At 75.0% G+C, this 26,479-nt stretch carries 22 protein-coding genes; 12 read left to right on the plus strand and 10 right to left on the minus strand.

Annotation, left to right across the window (positions count from 1 at the left end; translation table 11 throughout):
• Window positions 1-268: 268 nt before the first annotated feature.
• From OU787_RS27565 to OU787_RS27575, 3 genes are all read right to left on the minus strand, one after another.
• Entirely contained in the window at window positions 269-799 is a 531-nt protein-coding gene (locus tag OU787_RS27565) for an NUDIX hydrolase (RefSeq protein ID WP_268660968.1), read from the minus strand.
• Window positions 800-839: 40 nt separating this feature from the next.
• Window positions 840-1,502, minus strand: a complete 663-nt coding sequence (locus OU787_RS27570; RefSeq protein ID WP_030461851.1) for a hypothetical protein — start codon at window positions 1,500-1,502, stop codon at window positions 840-842.
• Between the two features lie 150 nt (window positions 1,503-1,652).
• Window positions 1,653-2,261, minus strand: a complete 609-nt coding sequence (locus tag OU787_RS27575; RefSeq protein ID WP_268660969.1) for a TetR/AcrR family transcriptional regulator — start codon at window positions 2,259-2,261, stop codon at window positions 1,653-1,655.
• 46 nt (window positions 2,262-2,307) lie between these two features.
• On the opposite strand from OU787_RS27575, the gene OU787_RS27580 reads away from it, so the two are divergent.
• Complete coding sequence (locus tag OU787_RS27580) at window positions 2,308-3,180, plus strand: alpha/beta fold hydrolase (RefSeq protein ID WP_268660970.1); 873 nt, start codon at window positions 2,308-2,310, stop codon at window positions 3,178-3,180.
• Between the two features lie 7 nt (window positions 3,181-3,187).
• Here OU787_RS27580 and OU787_RS27585 read toward each other — a convergent pair whose 3' ends face one another.
• The 4 genes from OU787_RS27585 to OU787_RS27600 all read right to left on the minus strand — a co-directional run bounded on the left by OU787_RS27585 (window position 3,188) and on the right by OU787_RS27600 (window position 6,083).
• A complete protein-coding gene (locus tag OU787_RS27585) occupies window positions 3,188-3,865 on the minus strand; it encodes a hypothetical protein (RefSeq protein ID WP_268660971.1) in 678 nt (225 codons plus the stop codon).
• A 23-nt stretch (window positions 3,866-3,888) separates the two neighbouring features.
• Window positions 3,889-4,734, minus strand: a complete 846-nt coding sequence (locus tag OU787_RS27590; RefSeq protein WP_268660972.1) for a hypothetical protein — start codon at window positions 4,732-4,734, stop codon at window positions 3,889-3,891.
• A gap of 79 nt (window positions 4,735-4,813) precedes the next feature.
• Entirely contained in the window at window positions 4,814-5,203 is a 390-nt protein-coding gene (locus OU787_RS27595; protein ID WP_268660973.1) for a VOC family protein, read from the minus strand.
• Between the two features lie 181 nt (window positions 5,204-5,384).
• Entirely contained in the window at window positions 5,385-6,083 is a 699-nt protein-coding gene (locus tag OU787_RS27600; RefSeq protein WP_030461845.1) for a TetR/AcrR family transcriptional regulator, read from the minus strand.
• Between the two features lie 332 nt (window positions 6,084-6,415).
• Between OU787_RS27600 and OU787_RS27605 the strand changes: the two genes are divergently transcribed.
• The 3 genes from OU787_RS27605 to OU787_RS27615 all read left to right on the plus strand — a co-directional run bounded on the left by OU787_RS27605 (window position 6,416) and on the right by OU787_RS27615 (window position 11,121).
• Window positions 6,416-7,936: an APC family permease gene (locus tag OU787_RS27605; protein ID WP_268661937.1), complete on the plus strand. Its 1,521-nt coding sequence runs from the start codon at window positions 6,416-6,418 to the stop codon at window positions 7,934-7,936.
• Between the two features lie 46 nt (window positions 7,937-7,982).
• Window positions 7,983-9,623 carry an amidohydrolase gene (locus OU787_RS27610; protein ID WP_268660974.1) on the plus strand — a complete coding sequence of 547 codons (1,641 nt, stop codon included), beginning with the start codon at window positions 7,983-7,985 and terminating at the stop codon, window positions 9,621-9,623.
• A gap of 118 nt (window positions 9,624-9,741) precedes the next feature.
• Window positions 9,742-11,121 (plus strand): NAD(P)/FAD-dependent oxidoreductase, encoded by a 1,380-nt coding sequence (locus OU787_RS27615; protein ID WP_268660975.1) that lies wholly within the window; start codon window positions 9,742-9,744, stop codon window positions 11,119-11,121.
• 74 nt (window positions 11,122-11,195) lie between these two features.
• Here the strand turns inward: OU787_RS27615 and OU787_RS27620 are convergent, their stop codons facing one another.
• Complete coding sequence (locus OU787_RS27620) at window positions 11,196-11,579, minus strand: hypothetical protein (RefSeq protein ID WP_157852450.1); 384 nt, start codon at window positions 11,577-11,579, stop codon at window positions 11,196-11,198.
• Between the two features lie 224 nt (window positions 11,580-11,803).
• Between OU787_RS27620 and OU787_RS27625 the strand changes: the two genes are divergently transcribed.
• From OU787_RS27625 to OU787_RS27640, 4 genes are all read left to right on the plus strand, one after another.
• Window positions 11,804-14,203, plus strand: coding sequence for a tetratricopeptide repeat protein (locus tag OU787_RS27625; RefSeq protein ID WP_268660976.1), 2,400 nt, complete (start codon window positions 11,804-11,806; stop codon window positions 14,201-14,203).
• A 179-nt stretch (window positions 14,204-14,382) separates the two neighbouring features.
• Entirely contained in the window at window positions 14,383-15,375 is a 993-nt protein-coding gene (locus OU787_RS27630) for a hypothetical protein (RefSeq protein WP_268660977.1), read from the plus strand.
• Window positions 15,376-15,461: 86 nt separating this feature from the next.
• Complete coding sequence (locus OU787_RS27635; protein WP_268660978.1) at window positions 15,462-17,351, plus strand: HSP90 family protein; 1,890 nt, start codon at window positions 15,462-15,464, stop codon at window positions 17,349-17,351.
• The gene (locus OU787_RS27640; protein WP_268660979.1) at window positions 17,351-20,293 is read left to right on the plus strand and encodes a tetratricopeptide repeat protein; all 2,943 of its coding nucleotides are present in this window, start codon (window positions 17,351-17,353) and stop codon (window positions 20,291-20,293) included. Before OU787_RS27635 ends, OU787_RS27640 begins: the two co-directional genes overlap by 1 nt.
• A gap of 78 nt (window positions 20,294-20,371) precedes the next feature.
• Here OU787_RS27640 and OU787_RS27645 read toward each other — a convergent pair whose 3' ends face one another.
• Together OU787_RS27645 and OU787_RS27650 are read right to left on the minus strand one after the other, a co-directional pair.
• Window positions 20,372-21,937 carry an adenosine deaminase family protein gene (locus OU787_RS27645; RefSeq protein WP_442788568.1) on the minus strand — a complete coding sequence of 522 codons (1,566 nt, stop codon included), beginning with the start codon at window positions 21,935-21,937 and terminating at the stop codon, window positions 20,372-20,374.
• 182 nt (window positions 21,938-22,119) lie between these two features.
• Window positions 22,120-22,560, minus strand: coding sequence for a DUF5997 family protein (locus tag OU787_RS27650; protein ID WP_268660981.1), 441 nt, complete (start codon window positions 22,558-22,560; stop codon window positions 22,120-22,122).
• Window positions 22,561-22,674: 114 nt separating this feature from the next.
• On the opposite strand from OU787_RS27650, the gene OU787_RS27655 reads away from it, so the two are divergent.
• From OU787_RS27655 to OU787_RS27670, 4 genes are all read left to right on the plus strand, one after another.
• A complete protein-coding gene (locus OU787_RS27655) occupies window positions 22,675-23,466 on the plus strand; it encodes a LysR family substrate-binding domain-containing protein (RefSeq protein WP_268660982.1) in 792 nt (263 codons plus the stop codon).
• Between the two features lie 354 nt (window positions 23,467-23,820).
• Window positions 23,821-24,558 carry an ATP-binding cassette domain-containing protein gene (locus OU787_RS27660; RefSeq protein ID WP_035957352.1) on the plus strand — a complete coding sequence of 246 codons (738 nt, stop codon included), beginning with the start codon at window positions 23,821-23,823 and terminating at the stop codon, window positions 24,556-24,558.
• Window positions 24,555-25,808 (plus strand): hypothetical protein, encoded by a 1,254-nt coding sequence (locus OU787_RS27665; protein ID WP_051818006.1) that lies wholly within the window; start codon window positions 24,555-24,557, stop codon window positions 25,806-25,808. Before OU787_RS27660 ends, OU787_RS27665 begins: the two co-directional genes overlap by 4 nt.
• Complete coding sequence (locus OU787_RS27670; protein ID WP_268660983.1) at window positions 25,801-26,400, plus strand: hypothetical protein; 600 nt, start codon at window positions 25,801-25,803, stop codon at window positions 26,398-26,400. Before OU787_RS27665 ends, OU787_RS27670 begins: the two co-directional genes overlap by 8 nt.
• Window positions 26,401-26,479 lie beyond the last annotated feature (79 nt).

Below are 26,479 nucleotides of genomic sequence, written 5' to 3' on the forward strand. Positions count from 1 at the left end.
TAAACGTTCCCGGTCGGAGCACTAGAACTGCGGCGAATCGCCGCCCTGTCCTGTCCTGTCCTGCCGTGATCACGATCGACCTGGGCTGCTGGCCAAGCACGGCACCGCCGAGCGCAACTGCATGGTGAATCCGCCGCGAGACCTTCCCGGCCCGTGGTTTTCGGGCTCGGTGGCCACGCCGCCCGGCAGCTCCTTCTGTCCGTGGGATCTCCCCGACCCACGATCCGTGATCCGTGATCCGTGGTCATCCACAGTGCAAGACCGACTTTCAGCGCCCGGCCCGGTCCTCGTCGTCGTTCACGTCGCCGAGGTGCAGCGGAACCGGGCCGGGCCCCTCGCGCAGCAGGGTGGTGAGGTGGGCGGCCAGGTCGTGCGGGCGGACGGTGGCGTCGGTGGTGGCCAACTCCCGGACGGTCCACCAGTGGTGGCCGAACCTGGCTTCGACCGGGTCGACCCGGACGGCGGCGGTCTCGGCGGGGGTCAGGCGCAGCAGGCGGTACTCCTCCCACTGGCGGAAGGGGCGGCCGTCGAAGGTGAAGTCGGTGCGCCGGGTCCAGACCACCGGGCCGAGCCGTTCGGCGGGCAGGTCGAGCGAGGTCTCCTCGCGCAACTCCCGGACGGCGGCGGCCAACGCGTCCTCGCCCTCGTCCACGCCGCCGCCGACGGTGAACCACCAGCGCCCGCCGGCCGGCCGCGGGTCGCGGGCGCAGAGCAGCAGCAGCCGGTCCCGGTGGTCGAGCAGCAGGAGGCGCGAGGTGTACCGGACGGCGGGCGGGGTGGCTCCGGCGGGTGGGGTCACGGGGCGACCCTACCGGCCGGAGCCGGAGCCGGTGCGGGCGTCAGTCGACGATCTCCCAGGTCTCGTGCATCGAGGTGATCAGGCCGCCGGCGTCGGTCTCGTAGATGAAGAGGTTCCCGCACAGGTCGGCCGGGTGGTCGTCCGGCTTCGAGGTGTCGAAGCAGGGCTGGTGGAGCTTGGCGTAGTCGTCGAAGGTGGTCTTCCGGGCCTCGTAGCGCGGGTACGTCCCGGAGGGGTTGAGACCCTTCGTGAACATGGTGACGGAGGCACCGGAGGCGAACTTGTAGTAGGAGGAGACGCCGCCGCCGAGGTCCAGCTGCCGTCCGTACTTGTCGCAGGTGACCTTCGCCTGGGTGGCCTTGAGCTGCCCGGGGGCCGCGTTCTCGACCACCATGACCTTGTGGGTCTTGTAGAAGGCGGCGCAGCCGTTGACGTCGATGCTGGCCTTCTCGAACGCGGTCTCGTCGGCGGCGCTGACGGTCTGCCCGCCGGCCGGCGCGGCGGCCGTCTTGGAGGACCCGGCGGCCGGCTTGGACGCGGCGCCGGTCGGCGAGGCGGCACCGCTCGCGGCGGAACCGCCCGGGGTGCCGGTCGCGGCGGCGGTGGTGGGGCCGCCGTCCGAGGTGCCCTCCGGGTCGCAGCCGGTGACGGCCAGGGCGACGGTCAGCAGGGCTGCTGCGGCGGTGAGTTGACGGATGCGCATACTGGTTGGATCCCCCGTGAGACGGCTGTCGGTAGTGACGCTCCGAGAACATACCAATCCACCGCGACACCGACCGCCGGGGGTGCCGTCGCGGGTGCCACCGCGGGTGCTGGCGCCGGCGGCCGGGCGGAAGGAGCCGGGCGCGGGCGGTCAGGCGGCAGGGCCGAAGAGCTCGTCCAGGTGGTGGGTGAGGACGGAGAGGGCCTGCTCGCCGGTGCGTTGGCCGCCCAGGACGCTCTGGCCAAGGCCGTTGACCATGGCGGCCAGTCCGGCGGCGGTGATCGCCGGGTCGCGGGTGGCGGCGATCGCGCCGGACTCCCGGGCGGCGAGCAACTGCTTGGCCAGGAAGCCCTCCAGCAGGTCGGCCTGTCCGGTGCCGTGCTTGGCCAGCAGTTCGGGGTCGTTGAGCACCAGCGTGTAGTACGCGGTGTAGGTGCGGGCGATCCGGCGGCTCTCGGCGTCGGTGGGCAGGATGCAGGAGAGCACGGCGGTGACCAGTGCCCGCGGGGTGGGCGGGTGTCCGGCGGCGGTGATCCAGCGGGCCATCCGCTCCTGGAGCTGGGTGCCGAGGCGGGCCAGTGCGTCCAGCAGCAGACCCTCCTTGGTGTGGAAGTAGTACTGGACGAGGCGCAGCGAGACGCCGGCCTCGGTGGCGACGGCGCGCATGCTGGCGGACTGCAGCCCCTGGGTGTCGGCGATCCGGAGCAGTGCCTCGGCGATCTGCCGGCGGCGCTCCTCGTGCTCGGCCTTGGTGTTCATCGAGCCTCCCTGGTACACCCGTATCATGCCGTGATACAGATGTACCATGCGAATCAGCGCGTTCAAGAACCCCCGCTCCGCCGACCGCTTCCGGGCCGCCTACGACCGCGCCCTGGCCGCCCTGTGGCCCGGACCGCACACCCCGCACGACCTGCCCACCGCCTACGGCACCACCCGCGTCCTGCAGGCCGGACTTGACGCGGACGCCGCCACCGGACGCTCGATCGTGCTGCTCCCCGGCTCCGGCGGCAACGCCCTGATGTGGCACCACCAGCTCGACCGGCTCGCCCGTCACCACCGGGTGTTCGCCGTCGACCCGGTCGGCGAACCCGGCGCCAGCACCCAGAGCGCACCGATCGCCGACGGCCGGGACGCCGCCCGCTGGCTGGAGCAGGTGCTCGCCGGGCTCGACCTCGCCGACGCCCACCTGGTCGGCTGCTCCTACGGCGGCTGGGTCGCCCTCCAGCACCGGCTGCACCACCCCGGCCGGTCCGGCGCGCTCACCCTGCTCGACCCGGCCGGCTTCAACGGCTTCGGCCCCCGCTTCTACGCCTGGCTGATCGCGGGCGGCCTGGCCGCCTCCGCGCCCCGCGCGCTGCGCCCCCGGCTGGCCCGCGCGGTCGGCAACAGCGCCGTGCTGGAAGAGGAGTTGATGGGACTGGGCCGGGCGGCCCTGGGCTTCCGGCGGGCCCTGCCCGTCCCGCCCGTGCTCACCGACGGGGAACTGCGCCGGATCGGCGGCTCGTCGGCCCTGTTCCTGTTCGGCGCCCGCAGCGCCCTGCACGACGCCCGGGCCGTCGCCGAACGGATCGGACGGGTCCTGCCGGCCGCCCGGGTCGAGGTCGTTCCGGGCGCCGGTCACTCACTGCCGATGGACCGGCCCGGACTGGTCGCCGAACGCATCCTGGAAAATTCCTGACTGACCGTCAGGAAGTATCCCGCGCAAGGGAATTGTCCGCATCCACGGAGACCCGGTAGCACCCGAACAGCAGCACCGCGAAGGCCGCCTCCAGCACCAGGCCCGGGAGCGGGCCGGGCAGCGCCCGGTTCAGTGCGGCGTGTGCCAGCACCACCAGGCCGATCCGCACGGTGGAGCGCCAACTGCCGTGCAGCAGTTGCCAGGAGCGGCGCAGGTCGCGGCCCTCCAGCAGGACCGCCATCGGCAGCAGCGCGGCCACCGCCAGCAGGTACAGCGCGACCGGGTCGAGCAGCGGCAGCACCGGTCGCACCAGCAGGTCGTACCCGCCGGGCAGCAGCACGGACAGCAGCCAGGCCAGCCCGGGCAGGTCCACCGCGGCGCCCAGCAGGGCAAGCCGCAGCACCGGCCCCCGTTCGGCGCGGAACGCCGCGGGCAGGTCCGACTGCCCGGTCAGCAGCCGCAGTTGGGCGGACCAGCGCCAGGCCGACAGCGCCGCCCCGGCCGCGAACAGCAGCACCGCCGCGGCCTCGGGCGCGGCCCCGGACCGGCCGACCACGGAGGCCAGCACGTTCCCGGCGACCGCGAACACCAGGTTCACCAGCAGCAGTTGCCACCAGCAGGCGGCCGCCCGCTCCCGGACCACCGCCCACCACACCGGACCCCGCCACGCACCGTCGTCGACCACGCCCCGACGCTACCCGACCGCCCTCACCGCCCGAACGCCGCGTCCACCGGCGGGTACGCCGACCCCGCGCCGGCCGTCCCGCCCGCTGCCCCGTCCGCCGATCCGTCCTCCGGCCCACCGTCCGGCCCGCCATCCGACCCGTCCGACCCGTCCGGTCCGACGGCGGCGGGGGAGCGGCGGTAGGTGGCGAACAGCAGCAGCAGGACCAGCAGGTGCACCGGCGCCGCCAGCGCGTCCACCGCGAACATGGCCGCCAGCGACCGGCTCCGCCACAACGCCTCGACGGACCACTGCTGCACCAGCAGCCCGGCCACGCACCCGAACAGCGCGATCGCGCACAGCCGCAGCGCCGTCGCCCAACCGCTGGACAGCAGCCGCCAGGCGGCCTGCAGCCCGCCGCCCGCCACGAAGACCGCGGCCGGCAGCGCCGCCGCCAACGCACCCCCGAACGCCCCCAGGGCCAGCAGCGGCCAGCGCAACGGCCCGCGGAGCAGGTCGAAGTACAGGTCGGGGCGGAAGGCCGCGCACAGGTCGACCAGGGTCGGCACCGAGAGCAGCACCGACCAGCCCGCCATCAGCCCGAGCTGCCGCGGCGGCACCCGCAGCGCGGACCCCAGGCCCGGCCGGAAGGCCAGCAGCCGCAGCGCCACCCCGTACTCGAACGACACCAGCAGCGTCGCAACCGCGACGGACAGCAGCCGCAGCAGCCAGAACGCCGGGACCAGGCCCGCCACCACCACCCCGGCGGCGAGTTGCAGCACCGCCCCGACCGCCACCACCAGCAGCACCAGCGGCCCGCGGGCCACCGCCCGCTCCGCGAAGATCCCCCACCAACTCGCGCCGCCCGGGCGCACCCCCTCGATGATCATGGAGGGGAGGGTAGCGGAGAACTCCCCGGACAGCCGCCCCGCCGGCCGCCCCGCCCCGCCTACCGTCCCCCGTCTGCCCCTACGGGGCGTGCACGAGCTGGATCAGGTTCCCGCAGGTGTCGGCGAAGACCGCCGTCGTCACCGGCCCCGTCGCCAACGGCTCCTGGGTGAACACCACGCCCAGGCCGCGCAGCCGCTCGTACTCGGCGGCCACGTTGTCCACCGCGAACGAGGCCGCCGGAATCCCGTCCTCCCGCAGCGCCGCCTTGTACGGCGGCACCGCCCGGTGACCCGAGGGCTCCAGCAGCAGCTCGGTGCCGTCCGGCTGCTCGGGAGAGACCACCGTCAGCCACCGGGCGCCCCCGCCGAGCGGCACGTCGTGCTTCTTCACGAAGCCCAGCACCCCGGTGTAGAAGGCCAGTGCCGCGGCCTGGTCCTCGACGAAGACCGAGGTGAGGTGGATGCGCATGCGGATCTCCTGCGGGAACGGAAGGGTCGGAACGCGGCCGCGGCACCACCGCCCGGTGGCGCCGTCCGGCCGAACATACCGCCCAGGTACGACATTCCGGCCGAGGCCGCCCCCGAACCGGAGCGGGTCGGCCCGGGTCAGGACGGCAGCCGGCCGGGGTCAGGACGGCAGTCGGCCGGGGTCAGGACGGCAGTCGGGCCGCGAGGGCGTCGAGCAGGAGGTCGAGGGCGAGCGGGTAGGCGCTGCGGCGCATGTCGGCGGCCAGCAGGTCGGCGGTGGCGGCGATGTGCGGGTGGGTGGCGGGGGAGAGGTCGCGGTAGGCGGTGTCCCAGACGCCGTGGTCGGCGTGCTGGGCGGTGGCGGGCAGGGCGAGCGCGGCGGAGTCGAGGACGGCGAAGCCCAGGGCCTGGTCGATGAAGGCGTGGTAGAGGCCGACCGCGTCGGGGTCGGGGAAGCCCGCCTCGCGCAGGATGCCGAGCATGGTCTCGATGGCGCGGATCTCGTTGGCCCGGCCGGTGGTGCGGTAGGCGGCGAGGACGGCGGCCTGCGGGTGGGCGAGCGAGTGGGCGTGGATGCGCAGGCCGACCTCGCGCAGGTCGGCGCGCCAGTCGCCGGTGGGCCGCCAGCCGTGCAGGCCGAGGCCGATGAGCTCGTCGGCCACGGCCAGCAGCAGGTCGTCGGCGCTGTGGAAGTAGCGGTAGATCGCACTGGGGTCGGCGCCGAGCGCGAGGCCCAGGCGGCGGACGGTGAACGCCTGGGCGCCGTGCTCCCCGACCAGGCGCAGCGCGGTGTCGACGATGACCTGCTCGGAGAGCACGGTGCCGTGCTTGGTGGGGCGCCGGCGGCGGCGTTCGGCCTCGGGGACGACTCGGTCGGTCATGGGCCGGGATCCTAGGGCACCCGCCCTTACGACAACAGCATTGACGTGTTGCGGCGGCCCCCGGTTTCATGGCGTCCCTACCGGCGCTTCCCCGCCGCGATCCCCCCGCGCCCCCCATCCGGCGCACCCCCCGTTTCGGACGTCCGCCCCGCTGCGGACGCCCGCTCCCCGTCCCCCACGACTCCCTCGGTGGTGATCCTTTGGCAACGACGGTCAAGGACCGGGGCCCCGTTCCCGACGGCGGCAACCCCGGCAACGGCAACGGCAACCCCGGCAACGGCAACGGCAACAACGGAAACGGCAGCGGCAGCGGCAGCAACGGCCCGGACGCGATGCGCAGGTCGGTCGGTGTCGGCGCGGTGGTGGTGATCGCCGCGTCCAGCACGGCGGCTACCACCTCGATCGGCATCGGACTGGGCCTGATGGCGGGCGTGGTCGGCCTGCACCTGCCGGCCATCATGCTGCTGGCGTTCCTCCCGGTGCTCGGCATCGCCGCGGGCTACGGGCGGCTCAACCGGGTCGAACCGGACGCGGGCAGCTCCTACCGCTGGGTCGGCAAGGCGCTGCACCCGTGGCTGGGCTTCCTGACCGGCTGGGTCAACATCGTCACCACCGTGGTCTTCATGGCGTACACCACCACCGTCACCGGCTCGGCGATCATCCAGCTGGCCGGGAAGGCCGGGCTGCGCTCGCTGCCCGGGGTGGCGCTGGACCCGGACTCCAGCCTGCAGTGCACGCTGATCGGCATGCTGGTGCTGCTCACCGCGACGGTGGTGGCGGTGCGCGGCCTGGACCTGGCGGCCAGGCTGCAGAAGTACCTGCTGGTCTTCGAGTACGCGGTGCTGCTCGCGTTCTGCGGCTACGGCCTGTTCGCGGGCGACCAGCCGTTCAGCCTGTCCTGGTACGACCCGTTCGAGATCCCGTCGGCGGCGGCGCTCGCCCAGGGCATGGTGCTGGCGGTGTTCTGCTACTGGGGCTTCGAGTCGGTGTTCAGCGTCGGCGAGGAGGTGCACGACCCGAAGGACGCCACCCGGGGCGGGTTCCTGTCGCTGCTGCTGATGCTCGGGCTGTTCCTGTTCGCCGGTACGGCCTTCCAACGGGTGCTGCCGATCGGCGAGTTGGCCGACAACGGGGCCACCGGGCTGGCCTACTTCGCGGAGAAGCTCGCCGACCAGCCGCTGGCCGCGCTGCCACTGGTCGCGCTGACCTTCTCGGCCGCCGCCTCGCTGCAGGCCGCGGTCATCCCCACCGCCCGCGGCACCTACGCGATGGGCCGCGACGGCACCCTCGGCCGGGTCTGGACCCGGCTGCACCCGCGCTACCGCACCCCCGCCACCGGTACCTGGCTGATCACCGGGATCTCGCTGGCGCTGGCCGGCCTGTCGCTGGTCATCCCGACCGTGACCGAGCTGATCTCGGCGACCGTCAACGCCATCGGCATCGTCGTCGCGCTCTACTACGCGCTGGTGGCGATCGCCTCCGCGGTGCGCTTCCGGCACCTGCTGCGCGAGGACCTCGCCGAGGGCCTCCGGGCGGTGGTCGCGCCGCTGCTGGGCGCGATCGTGCTGCTACTGGTCGGCGGCTACCTGGCCTGGACGTTCTACGACGGCACCGACCACTTCGAACTCGCCGCCGACAACGGCTGGTTCGAGCTGACCGTGCCGGTCCTGATGATCGGCTCCGGCCTGCTCGCCGCCGCCTGGTCGCGCTGGGTCCGCCGCTCGCCGTACTTCACCGGCACCCCCGATCGGGCCCTCGCCCCGTCACCCGGCCAGTCGCCCGCTCAGTCACCCGACCCGTCACCAGGCCCGTCACCCGCCCCGGCCGGCCCCGCGGCCGCCGCGGACAACTGACGCACCATCAACTCCCGTACCACGCACCGAGAACGGAGCACCACCCATGAACCGTGCCGACCTGGTCCTCACCGGAGGGCCGATCCACACCGGCGACGCCGCCCGCACCCGGGCGACCGCGCTGGCCGTCACCGGCGAGCGGATCACCGCCGTGGGCCACGACGAGGTACGGGAGTTGATCGGTCCGGACACCGAAGTCGTCGACCTGCACGGCAAGTTGCTGGTCGCCGGTTTCCAGGACGCCCACGTGCACGCCGTCTACGGCGGCCTCGAAATGGCCGCCTGCGACCTCACCGGCACCGTCACCACCGCCGACTACCTGGCCCGGATCGCCGAGTACGCCGCCGCCCACCCCGAGCGGGAGTGGATCACCGGCGGCGGCTGGTCGCTGGAGAGCTTCGACGGCGGCCTGCCCACCCGGCAGCTGCTCGACTCCGTCGTCCCCGACCGCCCGGTCCTGCTCGCCAACCGCGACCACCACGGCGCCTGGGCCAACACCCGCGCCCTGGAGGCCGCCGGACTCACCCGCGACACCCCCGACCCCGCCGACGGCCGGATCGAGCGCGAACCCGACGGCACCCCCAGCGGCATGCTCCAGGAGGGCGCCGTCGGCCTGGTCGGCCGGCACGCCCCCGCCCCCACCGCCGCCGACCGCCTCGACGGCCTGCTGCGCGCCCAGGCGATGCTGCACTCGCTCGGCATCACCGCCTGGCAGGACGCCCTGCTCGGCGAGTTCGGCGGCAACCCGGACCCGTCCGACGCCTACCTGGCCGCCGCCCAGGACGGCACCCTCACCGCCCGGGTGGTCGGCGCCCTGTGGTGGGACCGCGAACGCGGCGCCGAACAGATCCCCGAACTCGTCGCCCGCCGCGCGAAGTTCAGCCACGGCCGGTTCCGGGCCGGCTCGGTCAAGATCATGCAGGACGGCATCGCGGAGAACTTCACCGCCGCCCTCACCGCCCCCTACCTGGACGGCTGCGGCTGCGCCACCGGCAACAGCGGCCTCAGCTTCGTCGACCCGGAGGCGCTGAAGCGGCACGTCACCGCCCTGGACGCGCTCGACTTCCAGGTCCACTTCCACGCCCTCGGCGACCGCGCCGTCCGCGAGGCGCTGGACGCGGTCGAGGCCGCGATCGCCGCCAACGGCCGCCGCGGCAACCGCCACCACCTGGCCCACCTCCAGGTCGTCCACCCCGACGACCTGGCCCGGTTCGCCGCCCTCGGCGCGATCGCCAACATCCAGCCGCTGTGGGCCGCCCACGAACCCCAGATGGACCAGCTCACCATCCCCTTCCTCGGCCCCGAACGCGCCGCCTGGCAGTACCCGTTCGGCACCCTGCAGCGCACCGGCGCCACCCTCGCCGCGGGCAGCGACTGGCCGGTCTCCAGCCCCGTCCCGATCGACGGCCTGCACGTCGCCGTCAACCGCCGCGAACCCGGCGCCGCCCCCGACACCCCCGTCTTCCTGCCCGGGCAGCGCCTCGACCTGGCCACCGCCCTCGCCGCCTACACCGCCGGCACCGCCCACCTCAACGGCCTCGACGACACCGGCGTGCTGCGCCCCGGCAACCTCGCCGACCTGGTCGTGCTGGACCGCGACCCGTTCGCGGCACCCGCCGAGGAGATCGCCGAGACCCGCGTCCTGCGCACCTACGTCGGCGGTACCGCTGTGCACGTCGCCGAGTGACCCCCGGACACCCTGTCAGGACCGGGCCGGCTGGCCTGGCAGGGTGTCCGTTGCCCGGGCCCGGACCGGCCGGTTAGCGTCCCCCCACGCACTCCTCCCGGAAGCAGGGCACAGCACCATGACCACCGTCAACGGCGGCGTCTCCTTCTGGTACGCGGCCACCGGCCTGCCCGAGCGCGGCGCCCCGCTGGACGGCGACCTCGACGCCGACGTCTGCGTGGTCGGCGGCGGCTACACCGGGCTGTGGACGGCCTACTACCTCAAGCAGGCCGCACCCGACCTCGAAATCGCCCTGCTGGAAGCCGAGTTCTGCGGCTACGGGGCCTCCGGCCGGAACGGCGGCTGGCTGTACAACGGCATCGCCGGCCGCAGCCGCTACGCCCGGCTGCACGGCGAGGACGCTGCCCGTCGGCTCCAACTCGCCATGAACGACACGGTGTCGGAGACCCTGCGGGCCGCCGCGGCCGAGGGCATCGACTGCGACGCGCACCGCGGCGGCGTCCTGGAGATCGCCACCACCCCTGCCCAACTCGCCCGTCTGAAGGCCCGGTTCGCCCACGAGCAGGCGTTCGGCGCGGACGAGGTGCACCTGCTGGACGCCGCCGGGGCCGCCGAACGCCTCTACGTGCCCGGCACCCTGGGGGCCACCTGGAGCCCCTGCGGCGCCCGGGTGCACCCCGCCAAACTGGTCCTCGGCCTGGCCGCCGCCGTCCGCCGGCTCGGCGTCCGGGTGTACGAGTCGACGCCCGTCACCGCGATCGCCCCCGGCCGGGCCGTCACCGCGCACGGCACCGTGACGGCCCGCGCGGTGCTCCGCTGTACCGAGGGCTTCACCGCCGAACTGGCCGGGCAGAAGCGCAGTTGGCTGCCGATGAACTCCTCGATGATCGCCACCGAACCGCTGCCCGCCGAGGTCTGGGAGGCGATCGGCTGGCAGGACCGCGAGGTGCTCGGCGACGAGGCGCACGCCTACATGTACGCCCAGCGCACCGCCGACGACCGGATCGCCCTCGGCGGCCGCGGACACCCCTACCGGTACGGCTCCCGGATCGACCGGGACGGCGCCACCCCCGACGGCACGGTCGCCCAACTCCGGGAGGTCCTGGCCCGGATGTTCCCCGCCGCCGCCGACGCCCGGATCGACCACGCCTGGTCCGGCGTGCTCGGCGTCCCCCGCGACTGGTGCGCCACCGTCGACCTCGACCCCGCCACCGGCCTCGGCTTCGCCGGCGGCTACGTCGGCAGCGGCGTCGCCACCACCAACCTGGCCGGCCGCACCCTGCGCGACCTGACGCTCCGTCACCTCGGGCGCGGCACCGACACCGCACTCACCGCCCTGCCCTGGGTCGGCCACCGCGTCCGCCGCTGGGAACCCGAACCGGCCCGCTGGCTCGGCGTCCACGCCCTCTACGCCGTCTACCGCCACGCCGACCGCCGCGAACACGCCGCCACCTCCCCGCTCGCCACCCTCGCCGACCGCATCTCCGGCCGCGGCTGACCCCCGCGACGGCTGCCGCCCGCCCCGGCCAGTGACCGGAACGGGCGGAACGTCACACCACCGTTCGGCGGCGCCTAGTTGTACCAGGCGCTGCCCTTCTGGGGGTCGACCCCGTTGGAGATCGAGATGGCGACCTGGTGCGTGGCGTCGTGGTAGTAGGAGCCGGTCGAGGCGGACGAGTTGTTCTGGACGCTGAGGCTCTGGGAGACCTGGCCGCCCGTCGAGGTGTTCCGCTCCCAGAACGTCAGCCAGCAGGTGCGGCCGGAGTTCGACTGCAGCGTGGCGGTGGCCCAGTTGGACGATCCGCCGCCGCTCAGGTAGAGCACGCCCTTGCAGCCGGGCACTTCGAGGGTCACCGTGCCGGTCGTTCCCGCGTGCGCGGTTCCCGCCATGCCCAGGACGGCCAGCAGACCGGTCCCGACCGTCAGCGCCGCGGCCTTCTTCAACGAACGAGCCATCAATTCCTCCCCTGGAGAACAGAGTTCGGTTCCCCGCCGGTACACCGGCGGCACACCCAGACTGCTGTCCGGGTCGGCCGGGGTCACGTTTCCCGGACGAATCCGTACAGCGGACGCCGGCCCCGACCGACGGTTCGGAACCTGCCGGACGCGCCGCTGCCGCCTCTAGAATCCGGAGGCGGCCGGGAGCGGCCGGGGCGAGGGTTCACGGGGGTGGGAGCGCCATGGCGGTCGGCACGGGGGAACGGCGGGGCGAGCTGCCGGATCCGGCGGGCGCCGCCGATCTGGCCGAGTTCGTCGGTCTGTTGGGCGAACTGCGGGCGTGGGCGGGGATGCCCTCGTACCGTTCGCTGGCCCGGCGGGTCGGGCCGTTGCTGCGGCCGGCCCGCGAGGTGTCGGCGTCCACGCTCGCGGACGTCTTCAAGCCGGGGCGCCGCCGACTGGACCTCGACCTGGTCACGGCGCTGGTGCGGGCGCTGGGTGCGGGCGAGGACGAGGTCGGACGCTGGCGGGCGAGCGGCGTCCGGGTGCATCGGGAGGCGAAGTCCGGCGGCCCGAGCGGGGTGCTGCACCAACTCCCGGCAGACCTGGCGGTGTTCACCGGCCGGGAACGGGAACTCCAGGACCTGCTGGCCGCGGCTCCCCGGCCGGGCTCCCCGGCCGCCACCGTGGTGATCTCCTCGATCGAGGGGATGGGCGGAGTCGGCAAGACCCGGCTCGCCGTGCATGCCGCCCACCTCCTGGTCCGCGCCGGGCGCTTCGCGGACGTCCAGCTGTACGTGAACCTGTACGGCTTCGACCCCGAACGGGAGCCCGCCGACCCCGCGGAGGTACTGGCGTCGTTCCTGCGCCAGCTGGGCGTGCCGGCCGCTTCGGTGCCGTCCGGTGCGGACGAGCGGGCGGCGATGTTCCGGGACCGGCTGCAGGACCGGGCGGCGCTCCTCCTCCTCGACAACGCCGCGGACGAGGAGCAGGTCCGGGACCTGATCCCGGCCCACCCCGGTTGCCTGGTGCTGGTGACCGGCAGGCGCAGCCTGGCGGGCCTGGACGGCGCCCGGATCCACCAGCTGGACGTCCTCGAGGACGCCGAGGCGGTCGAGTTGCTGGCGGCCGTCGCCGGCCGGGAGCGGATCGATGCCGACCGCGCTGCCTCGGCGCGGGTCGCCCGGGCCTGCGGCAACCTCCCGCTGGCGCTGACCATCGCCGGGGCCCGGCTGAAGGCCCGGCCGGCCTGGACCGCCGCCGACCTACTGGTGTACCTGGACCGGGGCGGTCTGGACGCGATGACGGTCGGCCGGCGCTCGCTGCGCCCGGTGTTCGATCTGTCCCTGGCGGCGCTGCCCCGGCCCGCCCGGCTGCTGTTCCTGCTGCTGGGCATCCAGCCGGGGGCCGATGTGACCGCGGAGGCGGCGGCGGCCTTGGCCGGTGTCACGGTGGGGACGGCGCGGGCCACGCTGGAGGCGCTCTGCGACGAGTACCTGCTGCTCCAACTGGCGCCCGGGCGTTTCGAACTCCACGACATCCTGCGCGCCTACGCGTCGGAGACGGCCGTCGACCGGCTGCCCGCGGGCGACCGCGAACGGGCGGTGGGCCGACTGCTGGACTGGTACGGAGGGACGGCCGAGGCCGCCGCGACCGCACTGCTGCCCTCGCTGGGCATGCCGTCCCCCACCCGGTCCGGCCCCGGGACACCGGGCCCGGACCCGCGCCACCCCGGGACACCGGGCCCGGACCCGCGCCACCCCGGGCCGCCCGTGACGCAGTTCGTCGACCGGGGGGCCGCCGTCGCCTGGCTGGAGGCCGAGCACGGGAACCTCCTCGCGGCGGCGACCGCCGCGCGGGCCGCCGGTCACCCCGCGGCGGCCTGGCGGATCCCGGCCGCCGCATCGGTGCTGCGCGCCGTGAACCAGAACTGGCCCGCGTGCGAGGCCCTGCTGGCCGGCGCGCTGGCCGAGGTCCTCCGCACCGGCGACCTCGCCGCACAGGCGTGGCTCCGGAACCGGCTGGGTGCGACCGCCACCGAGCTGGGCCGGACCGGCGAAGCCGAGGAGATGTTCACCGAGGCCCTCGCTGCCCGCCGCGCGCTCGGGGACCGGGACGGGGAGGCCGCGGTGCTCAACAACCTCGTGATCTTCTACAGCCGTACCGACCGCCCCCGGACCGGTCTCGAACACGCTTCCCTGGCACTGGAACTGGCTCGGGAACAGGGCAACACCGACCGGGAGGCATCGGCCCTCAACGCGATGGCGGCCTGCCAGTCCGCGCTGGGCCGCAACGCGGCCGCACTGGAGCTGATGCAACAGGTGGTGGCGATCCGCGAGTCGCGCGGCGACGGCTACCGTCTGGGCCTGGCGTACATCCTCACCGGTTCCCGGCACCACGACCTGGGCCAGTTCGAGGAAGCAGCCGCCTGCAACACCAGGGCCCGGGAGATCGCGCGCCGCAGCGGCGACCGTTTCGGGGAAGGGGAGGCGCTCCTCGGCCTGGCGAAGTCCCTGCTCGGCCAGGGCCGCCCGGCGCCCGCCCGGGACTGCCTGCGCGAAGCGGTCGCCGTATTCGACGAGTTGGCGGCCGAACGCTACCTGGCCGAAGCCCGCCGACTGCTCACGGTCACCGTCCACTGACAGCTCGTGGCACGGGTCGGAGGTCCCGCGACCGCTGCGGCGGCCGCTCCGCCGCAGGCCCCGGTCGGACGCCGGGAAAACCCTTCGCACACCTGTCGCACGGACGTGATAGGAATCTCGATCCGGGGAGTGCCACGCGCCCCCGCGGGAACGCATCGCACTTCGGAGGGGACCCGGGAATGGGACTGTTCGCACGGCTGCTCGGCCGCCGCGACACCGGCGAGGACCGGTCGGCCGGGACGGGCGCCCGGCGCCCGGTCATCGACCCGGCCCACGGCGACGCCGACCTGACCAGGCTGCGCGCCGCCGTCGCGGCCGGCTCCTGGGACGACGCCCGGGGCGTCCTCGACACCGCCGCCGGGCAGGACGACCTGACCCTGATGGTCGAGGCCGTTGCCGACACCACCGGCGCCGAGACCCTGCTCGCCGAGGCCCTGCGGGCCGCCCCCGACGACCCGCTGCTGCAGCTCGCCCAGGGCGCCCGGCACGTCAGCTGGGCCTGGGAGGCCCGCACCGGCGCCCGGGCCAAGCACGTGAGCGAGGAGCAGTGGAAGCTGTTCCACGCACGGCTGGAGAGCGCCGAGGAGCACCTGTTCCGGGCCGCCGAACTCGACCCCGGACTGCTCGGCCCCTGGTACTTCCTGCAGATCAGCGGCCGCGGCGCCTCACTCGACCGGAACTCCGCCCGCCACCGCTTCGAGGCCGCGCTGCGCCGCAGCCCCGGCCACGTCCCCTCGCACCGCCAGCGCCTGCAGCAGCTGTGCGAGAAGTGGCAGGGCTCGCACGAGGAGATGCACGCCTTCGCCCGGGCGTCGATGCTCGCCGCCCCCGAGGGCAGCGCGATGGGCCAGCTGGTCGCCCGCGCCCACATCGAGCACTGGCTGTCGCTGCCGGTCGAGGAGGACGCCGCGTACATCGGGCAGGAGCACGTCCGCGCGCAGCTGCACGAGGCCGCCGACCGCTCGGTCCGGCACCCCGGCTACGTCCGCGGCCGGGACTGGCCGGTCGCCCACAACGAGTTCGCCATGGCGTTCGCGCTCTCCGGGCAGCCCGCCGCCGCGCACCTGCTGCTCGGCGAACTCGGCGACCGGGTGACCGAACTGCCCTGGGCCTACTGGGGCGACCCGGTGGAGGTGTACCAGCGCATTCGTCTGCAGTGCGCCGGCCACTGACCGCCGCCACCCGAACGCCGCAGGCCCCGCCCCGCCCCCGCGCCGCCCCGTCCCCGCCCGCCCGAACCAGCCGAAGGACCAGCCCGGTGACCCCGAACGACCCCAGCGCGCACACCTTCCAGGTGGACCTGCGCGGCCTGGTCGACCTGCTCTCCCACCACCTGTACTCCAGCCCCCGCGTCTACCTGCGCGAACTGCTGCAGAACGCGGTCGACGCGATCACCGCCCGGCAGGCCCTCGACCCGGCCGCGCCCGCCGCGATCACCGTCACCACCGGCGAGGTCTTCTCGGTCTCCGACACCGGCGTCGGCCTCACCGAGGCCGACGTGCACACCTTCCTCGCCACCATCGGCCGCAGCTCCAAGCGGACCGCCGAAGGAGACCTGGACGCCGGGCAACTCGCCGACGCCCGGAGCGAGTTCATCGGCCAGTTCGGCATCGGCCTGCTGGCCTGCTTCGTGGTCGCCGACGAGATCACCGTCACCACCCGCTCCGCCCGCACCCCCGACGCCCCGGTGGTCGAGTGGCGCGGCCGCTCCGACGGCCGCTACACCATCACCACCCTGCCCGCCGACGCCCGCCCCGAGCCCGGCACCACCGTCACCCTCACCCCGCGCCCCGACGCCGAGGAGTGGACCGCGCCCCGCCGGGTCCTCGAACTCGCCCGCCACTACGGCAGCCTGCTGCGCCACGAGGTCACCGTGGTCGACGCCGCCGGGCACCCCACCCGGATCAACCGGACCCCCGCGCCCTGGGCCGCCCGCCACGACAACCCGGCCGCCCGGCGCGAGGCGCTCACCGAGCACTGCCGCGACACCTTCGACTTCACCCCGCTCGACACCATCGACCTGGACCTGCCGCTGGTCGGCCTCAGCGGCGTCGCCTACGTGCTGCCCGAGGCCGTCCCGCCGTCCCGCCGGGCCGGGCACCGGGTGCACCTCAAGGGCATGCTGCTCTCCGACCAGGCCGACGAACTGCTCCCCGAGTGGGCGTTCTTCGTGCGCTGCGTGGTCGACGCCGAACGGCTGCGCCCCACCGCCTCCCGCGAGGCGCTGTACGCCGACGAGACGCTGGCCGCCGTCCGCGACGCGCTCGGCCTGCGGATCCGCGACTGGCTGACCGACCTGTCCGCCAGCGACCCCGGCCTGCTGCACCGCTTCCTGTCCGTGCACCACCTGGCCGTCAAGTCGCTGGCCCGGCACGACGACCAGCTGCTGCGGATGCTGCTGCCCTGGCTGCCGTTCGAGACCACCGACGGCAACGTCACGCTCGACGAGTTCGCCCGCGCCCACCCGGTCGTGCTGGTCACCCGCACCGTCGAGGAGTTCCGCCAGGTCGCCCCGATCGCCGGCGCCGCGGGGCTCGGCGTCATCAACGGCGGCTACACCTACGACCGCGACCTGGTGCACCGCCTCCCCGAGATCCGCACCGGCACCACCGTCGCCGACCTCGACCCGGCCACCGTCACCGCGCACCTCGACAACGTCGACCCGGCCACCGAACTCGCCGCCGCCGCGTTCCTCGCCACCGCCCGCGAGGTCCTCGGCCGGTTCGACTGCGACGTCGCGCTGCGCACCTTCCACCCCAGCAGCGCCCCCGCCCTGCTGCTCGACGACCGCGAAGCCCGGCACGAGCGCACCCGCACCCGACTCGCCGACCAGGCCGACGGGTTGTGGGCCGACATCCTCGGCTCGCTGGGCAGCTCCGCGCCCCGCGCCCAACTCGTGCTCAACCACCTCAACCCGCTGGTGCGCCGGGCCGCCGCGATCCGGCACCGCGACCTCGCCGTCACCACCGTCGAGGCGCTCTACGGCCAGGCCCTGCTGCTCGCCCGGCGCCCGCTCAAGGCCAGTGAGTCCGCGCTGCTGAACCGCTCCTTCCTCTCCCTGCTCGACCACGCCATGCTCGGCCACGAGCCCGCCCCCGCAGCCCCCGCCGGGGAGACCGGCCCGACCACGCCGCACCAGGAGCCGTGATGCTCGACACCATCGACGCCGTCCGCGCCGCCCTGCGCGCCAACGACGAACTGCCCCACGGCCGCACCCGCACCGTCACCGCCGAGGAACTCGTCGACGCCGCCGAGCAGTTCGACGACCCCGAGCTGCTCGCCTTCGCCCTGCTCGAACTCACCGAGGCGTACGAGTACGACGCCGAGCGGCGCAAACTGCCCGTGGTGTTCGCCCGGATCGCCAAGCTCCGCACCGAGCACCCCGACAGCTTCGGCGACTGGGAGAACCACGCCACCGACTGGCGCTACAAGTGGGTCGCCACCGCGCTGCTGAGCGTCCCCGACGTCCCGCTGGAGGCGGTCCGCCGCTGGCACGGCGAACTGCGCCGCCACTACCTGGAGCGCGGCCACGACCTGCAGCCCTACTACGCCCAGCAGTACCGGCTCGCCGCCCACACCGGCGAGGGCGTCCAGGACGCCTTCGAACTGTGGGCCGGCCGCTGGCGCTCCCGCTACAGCGACTGCCACGCCTGCGAACTGCGCGAGCAGGCCCGGCACTTCGTCGCCCGCGGCGAGGACGAACGGGCCCTGGAGATCTGGCAGCCGGTGTTCTCCGGCGAGCGCTCCTGCTCCGAGGAGCCGCACACCAGCCGGGCCCTCGCGCTGCTGCCGCTGCTGCGCACCGGCCGGCTCGACGAGGCCCGCTCCGCGCACCTGACCGGCTACCGGTGGGCCCGCGGCCGCCCGGCCGCCGCCGAGGCGGTCGGCCTGCACCTGGAGTTCTGCGCGCTCACCCGCAACGAGCCGCGCGGCCTGGAGATCCTGGCCGAGAACCGCGACCTGTTCGACCGGCACGGCGACCCGCTCTCCCGGCTGCACTTCCTCACCGGCGCCCACCTGCTGCTCGCCCGGCTGGTCGAGGACGGCCACGGTGACGTCCCGGTGGCCGGCCCGCCCGGCGCGCACCGCACCGCCGCCGCCCTGCTCGCCGAACTGCGCACCGAGGGCGATGCGCTGGCCGCCCGCTACGACGCCCGCAACGGCACCACCGCGGTCGGCGACGCCCGCCGGGCCCGGCTGGCCCGCACCCCGCTGTTCGCCGAACCGCTGCCGCTCGGCCTGCGCGCCACCGGCCCCGCACCGGCCGCCCCGCAGCCCGCGCCCGCCCCCGCCGCGACCCCGGCCGCCCCCGCCGACCTGGCCGAACTCGTGGATAAGGCCCGCGAGTTGAGCACCACCAACCACCCCGATGCGATCCTGCACTGGAACCGGATCGGCGCCCTGATCGAGGCCCCCGACCACCGGCACCCGGAGGACGCCGAACAGTCCGGCCTCGGCTCGCTCGCCCAGCTCCGGGCCGAACTCGCCCTGGAACGCGCCTTCGAGAGCCACACCTCCGACCAGGAGGCCACCGCCCTCTACACCTCGGCCGCCGCCCTGTTCGAGCAGGCCGGGCTGACCGCCCGGGCCCTCGGCTGCCGGGCCCGGCTGGCCGGCCCCACCGACGACCACCCCGGCGACCTCCCGGCGATCCGCGAACTCTGCGGCCGGCTGGCCGAGTTGGCCGAGGACGGCACCCCGTACGGCGGCCGCGAACTGGTCGCCGTCCTGCAACTGCAGGCCAACGCCGAACTGCGGGCGCTCTTCGAGGCCACCGCCGAGGCGGGCGGCCCGGACGGCCCCGGGCCGGACCCGGCCGCCCTCGCCGAGGCCGAGGCCACCCTGGAGCGGCTGTACACCGAGGCCGAACGCCACGGCTTCCCGCACCGCCAGGCCAACGCCCGGCTGCTCGGCGCCCGGGCCCGCTTCCTGGCCGACCGCCACCGGGACGAGAGCGACGCCTTCGCCGCCGCCGACCGGCTGATCACCGAGGCCGAACAGCTGGTCGACCGGGCCGGCGCCCCGTGGCGGCTCGCCCAGGTGTACGGCCAGCGCGGCGAACTCGCCATGTACACCGGCGACTTGACGGCCGCCGAACGCTTCCTGCGGCAGGCCGCCGAGACCGCCGCCCAGTACGGCGACCGCTCGGCCGGCACCGCCCGGGTGCACGACGGCCTCGCCCGCACCTACCTCGGACTGGACCGCCCCGCCGAGGCGGCCAGGGCGTTCACCGAGGCAGCCGCCCGCTACGACCGCAACGGCGACGCCGACGACGCGGCCTCCGCGCGGATCATGCTCGGCCAGGTGCTGTGCGGCTCCGGCCGCGCCGACGACGGCGTCGCCGTCCTCGAATCCGTGCTGCTGGAACCGGCGTTCACCGAACTCGACGTCCGCGAACAGGCCCAGGCCCGGCTCAACCTGGCCCGCGGCCTGCGCGAACTCGACGAACCCCGGGCCGCCGCCGAGGAGTACCTGCTGCTCGCCGACCAGGTCGCCGGGTTCGAGGAGCGGCACATCCTCACCATGGTCGCCGCCGAGGCCGCCGCCGCCCTGGCCGCCGCCGAGCAGTGGCCCGCCGCCGACCTCGCCCGGCAGCGCGCCCTGGACAGCCACCGCACCGCCCCGCACGCCGACGCGGTCTTCGACATGCTGCTGCGCCAGGCCCGGCACACCGCCGACCGGCACGGCCCCGACCACCCCGAGGCCGCCGACCAGGCCCTGGCCCGGCTCGACGAGGCCGCCGAAGTGGCCCGCACCGCCGAACGCGAGGGCCAGGACTTCTCCAGCGGCTGCCCCGACGGCACCCTGCACGACACCCGGGCCCGCACCCTGAGCGCCCTGCGCCGCGACGAGGAGGCCCTCGCCGAGATGGAACTCGCCATCGCCGCGTTCGCCGCCTACGGCCCCGGCGCCCAGCACGGCCGGGCCGAGTCGATCCGGGTCGCCGCCATCCTGGAGGCCAACCGCCTCGACCGCCGGGACGCCGCGCTGGCCCGGCTGGACGCCGCCGTCGCCGAGTTCCGCGCCGCCGACGCCGAGGACGCCGCCCAGCCCCTCACCGAACTGCGCGCCCACCTCACCCGCCACTGACACCACCGACCGCCCCGCACACCGGCGGCCCGCCGGGGGAGCACCCCCGACGGGCCGTCAACACACCTGCTCCACGCACTACTTCACGTTCAGCACCGAGGTCTCGAAGGTGCGGAACGCCCCCTCCTGCTTCCACTCCAGCGCCGCCTTCGGGCTGGAGGCCAGCAGCGCCGCGCACTTCGGCGTCGGGTTCTCCGACCCGAGGGCCCGGCCCTGGCACTCCGGCACCGGCTTGAAGCCGTCCCGGTCGCGCCACAGGCTCCGGCCGGAGACGAAGCCGTACTCCAGCGAGTTGCGCGCCAGGTCCTTCAGGTCCTGGTAGCTCAGCCGGTAGGTCTGCGCCGCGCGGACGTACTCGTGGGTGATGTCGATCCGCTCCACCCCCGGGTCGTCGGTGGCCAGCGCGGTCGGCACCCCGTACTTGCGGTACAGCGGGAACGGGTGCTGCTGCCCCTGCACCTGGAGGATCTGCGCGTTGGAGGTCAGCGGCACCTCGACCAGCACCTTGCGCTCGGCCAGGGTGCGCAGCAGGTCCGCCGCGTCGTCCTCGTGGGTGACGTCCACGCCGTGGCCGATCCGCTCGGCGTGGCCGGTCAGCACGGCCTGCCGGATGTGGAAGGTCAGGTCCTCCGGCTTGACCAGGCCGGGCACCAACTCGCCCGCGTGCAGGCTGATGTGGGCCTTCGGGTAGAGCGGGCGCAGGAAGTCCAGCATCTGCATTTCGAGCTGGTAGTTGTCCAGCGAGGACTGGTAGTCCTCCGGTTGGACCAGGTTCACCGCGACGAACCGGTCGTCCTGGGAAGCGAGTTCCATGCCGATCAGCAACTGGGCGAAGACCCGGGCCGGGGTGGAGGCGCGGGAGGCCTGGGACTGGATCCGCACCGTCACCGAACAGCCGGGCCGGGCCTGCGGGGTGCCGCACTGCTCGGTGGTCTGGTACTCGGCCATCGCGGTGTCCAGGTCCGCGCGGGCGCTGTCCACCAGGGCCTGCATCTGGCCGCCGGCCAGCAGCTTCTGGCGCAGCGCCGCGAGGTCCGGGTCGAAGCCGACCTTGGCGGCCAGCGCGGCGACCCCGCCGGAGGCCGGGGTCAGCATGGTCTCCAGGTAGCTCTGGTGCTGGGCGGCCATGGTGTCGGTGACCTCGGCGATCATCGTGCCGGGGTGGCGCCAGCTGGCCTCGCCGAACTTGCCGAAGGTGGCGAAGAAGTGGTCGTGGCCGGACTCCGTGCCGGGGGTGAAGTCCTGCATCGACCAGGCCCGGATCACCTGGGTGCGGAACTCGCCCTCGGCCAGCGCGTCCTGGGCCGGGCGCAGGGTGCCCTGGCAGGGGCCGGTGGCCGAGGTGAAGGTCACCGAGTCGATGCACAGGTCGTCCTGCGCGGCCAGCTTGATCAGCAGTTCGGTGGTGACCGCGCCGGACAGGTGGTTGTGCAGGTCACCGCCCTTGGGCATGGCCCGCAGGAAGGCGTCCAGCCGTGCCGGGTCCTGCCGGATCCCGTCCAGCAGGCCGGCGACGGCGGCCTCGGTCGGACGGGAGCCGGCCCGGTCGGCGGCTTGGGCAGTGGGAGCGAGCGGCAGCAGCAGGGCCGCGCAGGCGACGAGTGCGGCGGTGCCGGAACGGCGTAGCGACGTCATGCCCGCCATGCTGACGGATCGTCAGCTCCCGTACGCCGCAAAGCCGTTCATGTCGTGCGCACATCATCCGAACGGGTGTCGCCGCGCGGAAACGGCCCAGAAACGATCGGATCGTGCTACTTCCGACCGCACTGCTTCCGACCGTGCTCCTCCGGACCGTGCTGCTTCCGGGCGCGCCCCTCCGGACCGTGCTACTTCCGGCCGGACTTGTGCGCGGCCTTGCCCGCCTCCCGGGCGGCCTTCACCGACGCGGCCTTCGCCTCCGCGTCCTTCACCCGCTGCGCCTCCTTGCGCACCTCGGCCTGGGTGGCGCGCTCGCGGCGCAGCCACTCCGGGTCCTCCTCGCGCAGCGCGTCGATCTGCTCGGTGGTCAGCGCCTCGGAGATCCCGGCGCGGCCGAGGCCGGTGACCGAGACGCCGAGCCGGGCCGCCACCACCTGGCGCGGGTGCGGACCGTTGCGGCGCAGGTCGACCAGCCACTGCGGGGGCTCGGCCTGCATCGCGTTGAGCTCGTCGCGGGAGACGACGCCCGCCTGGAACTCGGCGGGGGTCGCCGCCAGGTAGATCCCCAGCTTCTTGGCCGCGGTCGCGGGCTTCATGGTCTGGGAGGTCTTGGGCTTGGGCGTAGTCATGCGACAAGGGTATAGGGAACGCACCCCTGCCCAGGTCACGGCCGCTCCCGCCGCCTCCCCGCCACCGCCCGCCGCCGGGCCGACCCCGCCCCGCGGCCCGCTAGCCTGGAACCCGTGACCGAGACCGAGCAGCCCGAGCAGTCCCCCGCCCCCTTCCGCCTGGTGTACGTGCCGGGGGTGACGCCCACCAAGTGGCTGCGGGTGTGGGAGGAGCGGCTCCCGGACGTCCCGGTCGAACTGCTCCAGCACGCCCCCGCCGACGGCCGCGCCCTGCTGCTGTCCGGCGGGGCGGACGCCGGCCTGGTCCGGCTGCCGGTGGACCGGACGGTGCTCAGCGCCATCCCGCTGTACACCGAGACCACCGTGGTGGTCTTCCCCAAGGACCACTGGCTGGCCGCCGCCGAGGAGGTCACCGCCGCCGACCTCGCCGAGGAGGTCGTCTTCCACCCGCAGGACGACACCCTCGACTGGCCCGAACTGCCCGGCCGCCCGGCCTTCGAACGCCCCGCCACCACCGGCGACGCGATCGAACTGGTCGCCGCCAACGTCGGCGTGCTGGCCGTCCCGCAGTCCCTCGCCCGGCTGCACCACCGCCGCGACCTCACCTACCGCACCCTGGTCGACGCCCCGCAGTCCCAGGTCGCCCTCGCCTGGCCGGAGGACGCCACCACCGACCTGGTCGAGGAGTTCATCGGCATCGTCCGCGGCCGCACCGCCAACAGCTCCCGCGGCCGCACCGCCGCCGCCGAGGAGCAGCGCCGCCCGTCCGCCAAGAAGCCCGCCCGCCCGCAGCCCAAGGGCCAGCCCCAGTCCCAGCAGCGCACCGGCAGGCCCAAGCCGGGCCAGCGCACCGCCGGCGGCCGCACCGCCCAGCCCAAGCGCGGCGGCGGCGGCCGCAAGAAGTAGCCGCCCCGCCCCCGGCCGGGGCGCGTCTGTTGCGTGACTGTGACATCGCGCTCCGCAGTCACCGACCGGGCCGAACGCCGGAGCAGCGCCGCCCCGGGTGACGCACCGTCACCTCCGGCGGCGCCGGCGGGCCGGATTTCGGGAGGAAACGGGCCCGGGCCGCCGCCGACCGCCCTTGCCCGAACCGGAGGTGTACGGAAGGCTCCCGACACGGCGGCCGTGCCGGACACCTGGCCGCCCGCCGGCGCGCCGCTCGGAGCGCGCCCCTCGACGACTGCTGCTCGGGCTGGGACGGCACCGGCGCGCCGCCGCACGGCCCGGACCGGAAGGCGTGGCGTGGAGCCGGTAGTGCGGGTGGCTGGTCTGGTGCAGGGGTATCGGGGCCGGACGGTGATCGACGGGCTGGACCTGGCGGTCGGGGAGGGCGTGCTGGGCCTGCTCGGGCCGAACGGCGCGGGGAAGAGCACCCTGCTGCGGACGCTGGCCACCGTCGCGCCGCCGCTCGGCGGGGCGCTGGAGGTGTGCGGCGAGCGGATCGGCTCGGAGCGGTCGGCGCGGCTCGCGCGGCGGCGGATCGGCTTCCTGCCGCAGGACTTCGGCCACCACCCCGGCTACACGGTGGAGGAGTTCGTCCGGTACTGCGCCTGGCTGCGCGAGGTGCCCGCCGGACAGGCCGCCGACACCGCCCGGCGGGCCGTCGAGGCGGTCGGACTCGCCGAGCGGGCCCGGACCCGGATGAAGTCGCTGTCCGGCGGCATGCTGCGCCGGGCCGGGATCGCCGCCGCGCTGGTCGGCGAGCCCCGGCTGGTGCTGCTGGACGAGCCGACCGTCGGCCTGGACCCGGCGCAGCGGCTGGAGTTCCGCGCCCTGGTCCGTTCGCTGCGCGGGACGGCGGTGGTGCTCAGCACCCACCTGGTCGAGGACGTCGCCGCGGTGTGCGACCAGGTCGCGGTGATGAACGAGGGACGGGTCGTCTTCCTGGGCACCGCCGAGGAGTTGGCCGCCCTGGCCCGGGAGAGTGACCCCGGCGACACCCCGCTGGAGCGCGGCTACATGCGGGCCCTCGACGGGCGGCCGGCGGTGCGCCGATGAACTGGGCGTACCGGACGGAGCTGCGGCGTTCGCCGCTGCGGTGGGTGTTCCCGGTGCTGGTGGCGGTGGTGCTGCTGGTGTTGTTCGGGCGCAGCCGGTCCTGGATCGGCGTGTGGTCGCAGGCGAGCGCGGCGGCGCAGATCCCGGCGTTCTACCTCGGCCCGGCGATGGCGGGCGCGGCGGCCTGGGCCGCGGCCTCCCACCGCCGCGCCGGGGTGCCGGCCGGGTTCGCGGCGGCCCGACCGGGGTGGCGGATCGAAGCCGCGCAGTTCGCGGCGGCGCTGACGTACGGCCTGGCGGCGTACGCGGTCGGGGTGGTGGCCGCGGCCGCGGTGACCGTGCCGGACGGCGGGCCGGCCTTCCGGTGGCCCGGCTACGTGCTGCTGGGCGCGGTGCTGATCACCGGGTGCACGGCCCTGGGGCACCTGGCGGGGCGCGGGACGCGGTCGCGGCTCGCGGTACCGGTGGTGTGCACGCTGGGATGCCTGGTGTTCCTCGGCCTGTTCGGGTTCGTGCCGCAGGGCACCGAAACGGGCGTCGGCCTCGCCGTGCTGGCCGGGTACCCCAGCCGGACGGTCGCGCCCTGGCCGCTGCTCGCCCGGGCCGCCACCGCGCTGGCGCTGGCCGGGCTCGCGGTGGCCGCCGGTCGGCAGGTGCGGATCGGCGGGTACGGGCCGGAGTGGCGCCGCCGCCCGTTCGGCACGGTCGGCGCAGTGCTGGCGTTGGCCGGAGCGGTGGCGCTGTGGGCGCTCGCCGGGCCGCTGCTGGTGCAGCGGCCGGTGCCGGCCCGCCCGCTGTGCACCACCGGGACGCCGGTGATCTGCGTGTGGCCGGAGAGCCGGCAGTACCTGCCCGCGCTGCAGGCGATGGCGGACCGGGTGGCGGCCCTGCCCGCGGGACGGTTCAAGGTACCGGCCCGGTTCCTGGAGGAGGGCCTGGACGGGAAGCCGCTCGACTCCGGGAACGGGTTCTACCTCCGGGAGGGCGAGACCTGGGAGGCGGCGACGAGCATCGGCATCCTGACCGCCGAGGCCACGATCCCGCCGTCCTGCCGGGACGCCGAGCGCGGGCACTGGGAGCTGATCTCCTGGCTGATCGCCCGGGTCGCGGGCGGCGGCGTCCCGGCGAGCGTCCACGGCGGGCCGCCCGGGGTGGACCAGGCGGCGATCGGCCGGCTGGTCGCCCAGCCCGAGGACGTCCAACTCGCCTGGGTGGACCAGCGGTTGCCGCACGGCGGCGACTGTGGCTGAACCGGTGACGGCGTCGCACGCGGCCTCGCACGCGGCGCTGTACGCGCGGCCCCGCCGCCTCGGGTGGGCGGCGGCCGGGGCGGTGGCGCTGACGGGGATCCAGCTCTGGTTCGGCTCGGTCGCGGTCGTGCTGCCCGGCGGCCACGGCGGCGACAGCACGCTGCGGCTGCGGATGGTGCTGGCCGTGGCGTGGGCCGCGTTGGCGGCGGGGTCGCTGCACAGCGGCATGCACGGCTGGGAGGCGGCGGGCGGCCCCCGGCTGCGGCGGGCCGAACGCGTCCAGCCGCTGGCTGCCGGGGCGTGCGCGGTGGGCCTGGCCGGTGGCGCGGAGGCGGTCGTCGCGGGCCCGGCGAGCGCGGTCGCGGTGGGGCGGGCCCTGCTGATCTGGTGGGGGCTCGCGGTCCTGTCCGGGCGGCTGTGGGGCCGCCAACAGGTCTGGGTGCTCCCGGTCGTGACGCTCTTTCCGCTCAGCTACCTGGGCTGGGACGCGGCCGGTGCGGTGCGCTGGTGGAACTGGCCCTGGCAGGGCTGGCACAGCACGCCCTGCTGGCTGCCGCGGCACTCGCCCTCGGCGCGGCGGCGTGGTGGCTGACGCCGTGGCGGTGGCGGGAATTGACCCGCCGTCGGTGAACGGGGGAGAGGCCGCCCCGTCCGGGGGTTCAGGCCCCGGC

Source organism: Kitasatospora sp. YST-16 (genome assembly GCF_026802215.1).
GTDB classification, from domain to species: domain Bacteria; phylum Actinomycetota; class Actinomycetes; order Streptomycetales; family Streptomycetaceae; genus Kitasatospora; species Kitasatospora cineracea.

Bases quoted from the DNA above. Each gene is read 5' to 3' on its own strand.
- OU787_RS27570 (WP_030461851.1), bottom strand. From the start codon at position 1,502: ATGCGCATCCGTCAACTCACCGCCGCAGCAGCCCTGCTGACCGTCGCC.
- OU787_RS27575 (WP_268660969.1), bottom strand. From the start codon at position 2,261: ATGAACACCAAGGCCGAGCACGAGGAGCGCCGCCGGCAGATCGCCGAG.
- OU787_RS27580 (WP_268660970.1), top strand. From the start codon at position 2,308: ATGCGAATCAGCGCGTTCAAGAACCCCCGCTCCGCCGACCGCTTCCGG.
- OU787_RS27590 (WP_268660972.1), bottom strand. From the start codon at position 4,734: ATGATCATCGAGGGGGTGCGCCCGGGCGGCGCGAGTTGGTGGGGGATC.
- OU787_RS27595 (WP_268660973.1), bottom strand. From the start codon at position 5,203: ATGCGCATCCACCTCACCTCGGTCTTCGTCGAGGACCAGGCCGCGGCA.
- OU787_RS27600 (WP_030461845.1), bottom strand. From the start codon at position 6,083: ATGACCGACCGAGTCGTCCCCGAGGCCGAACGCCGCCGCCGGCGCCCC.
- OU787_RS27605 (WP_268661937.1), top strand. From the start codon at position 6,416: ATGCGCAGGTCGGTCGGTGTCGGCGCGGTGGTGGTGATCGCCGCGTCC.
- OU787_RS27610 (WP_268660974.1), top strand. From the start codon at position 7,983: ATGAACCGTGCCGACCTGGTCCTCACCGGAGGGCCGATCCACACCGGC.
- OU787_RS27615 (WP_268660975.1), top strand. From the start codon at position 9,742: ATGACCACCGTCAACGGCGGCGTCTCCTTCTGGTACGCGGCCACCGGC.
- OU787_RS27620 (WP_157852450.1), bottom strand. From the start codon at position 11,579: ATGGCTCGTTCGTTGAAGAAGGCCGCGGCGCTGACGGTCGGGACCGGT.
- OU787_RS27625 (WP_268660976.1), top strand. From the start codon at position 11,804: ATGGCGGTCGGCACGGGGGAACGGCGGGGCGAGCTGCCGGATCCGGCG.
- OU787_RS27630 (WP_268660977.1), top strand. From the start codon at position 14,383: ATGGGACTGTTCGCACGGCTGCTCGGCCGCCGCGACACCGGCGAGGAC.
- OU787_RS27640 (WP_268660979.1), top strand. From the start codon at position 17,351: ATGCTCGACACCATCGACGCCGTCCGCGCCGCCCTGCGCGCCAACGAC.
- OU787_RS27645 (WP_442788568.1), bottom strand. From the start codon at position 21,937: ATGGCGGGCATGACGTCGCTACGCCGTTCCGGCACCGCCGCACTCGTC.
- OU787_RS27650 (WP_268660981.1), bottom strand. From the start codon at position 22,560: ATGACTACGCCCAAGCCCAAGACCTCCCAGACCATGAAGCCCGCGACC.
- OU787_RS27665 (WP_051818006.1), top strand. From the start codon at position 24,555: ATGAACTGGGCGTACCGGACGGAGCTGCGGCGTTCGCCGCTGCGGTGG.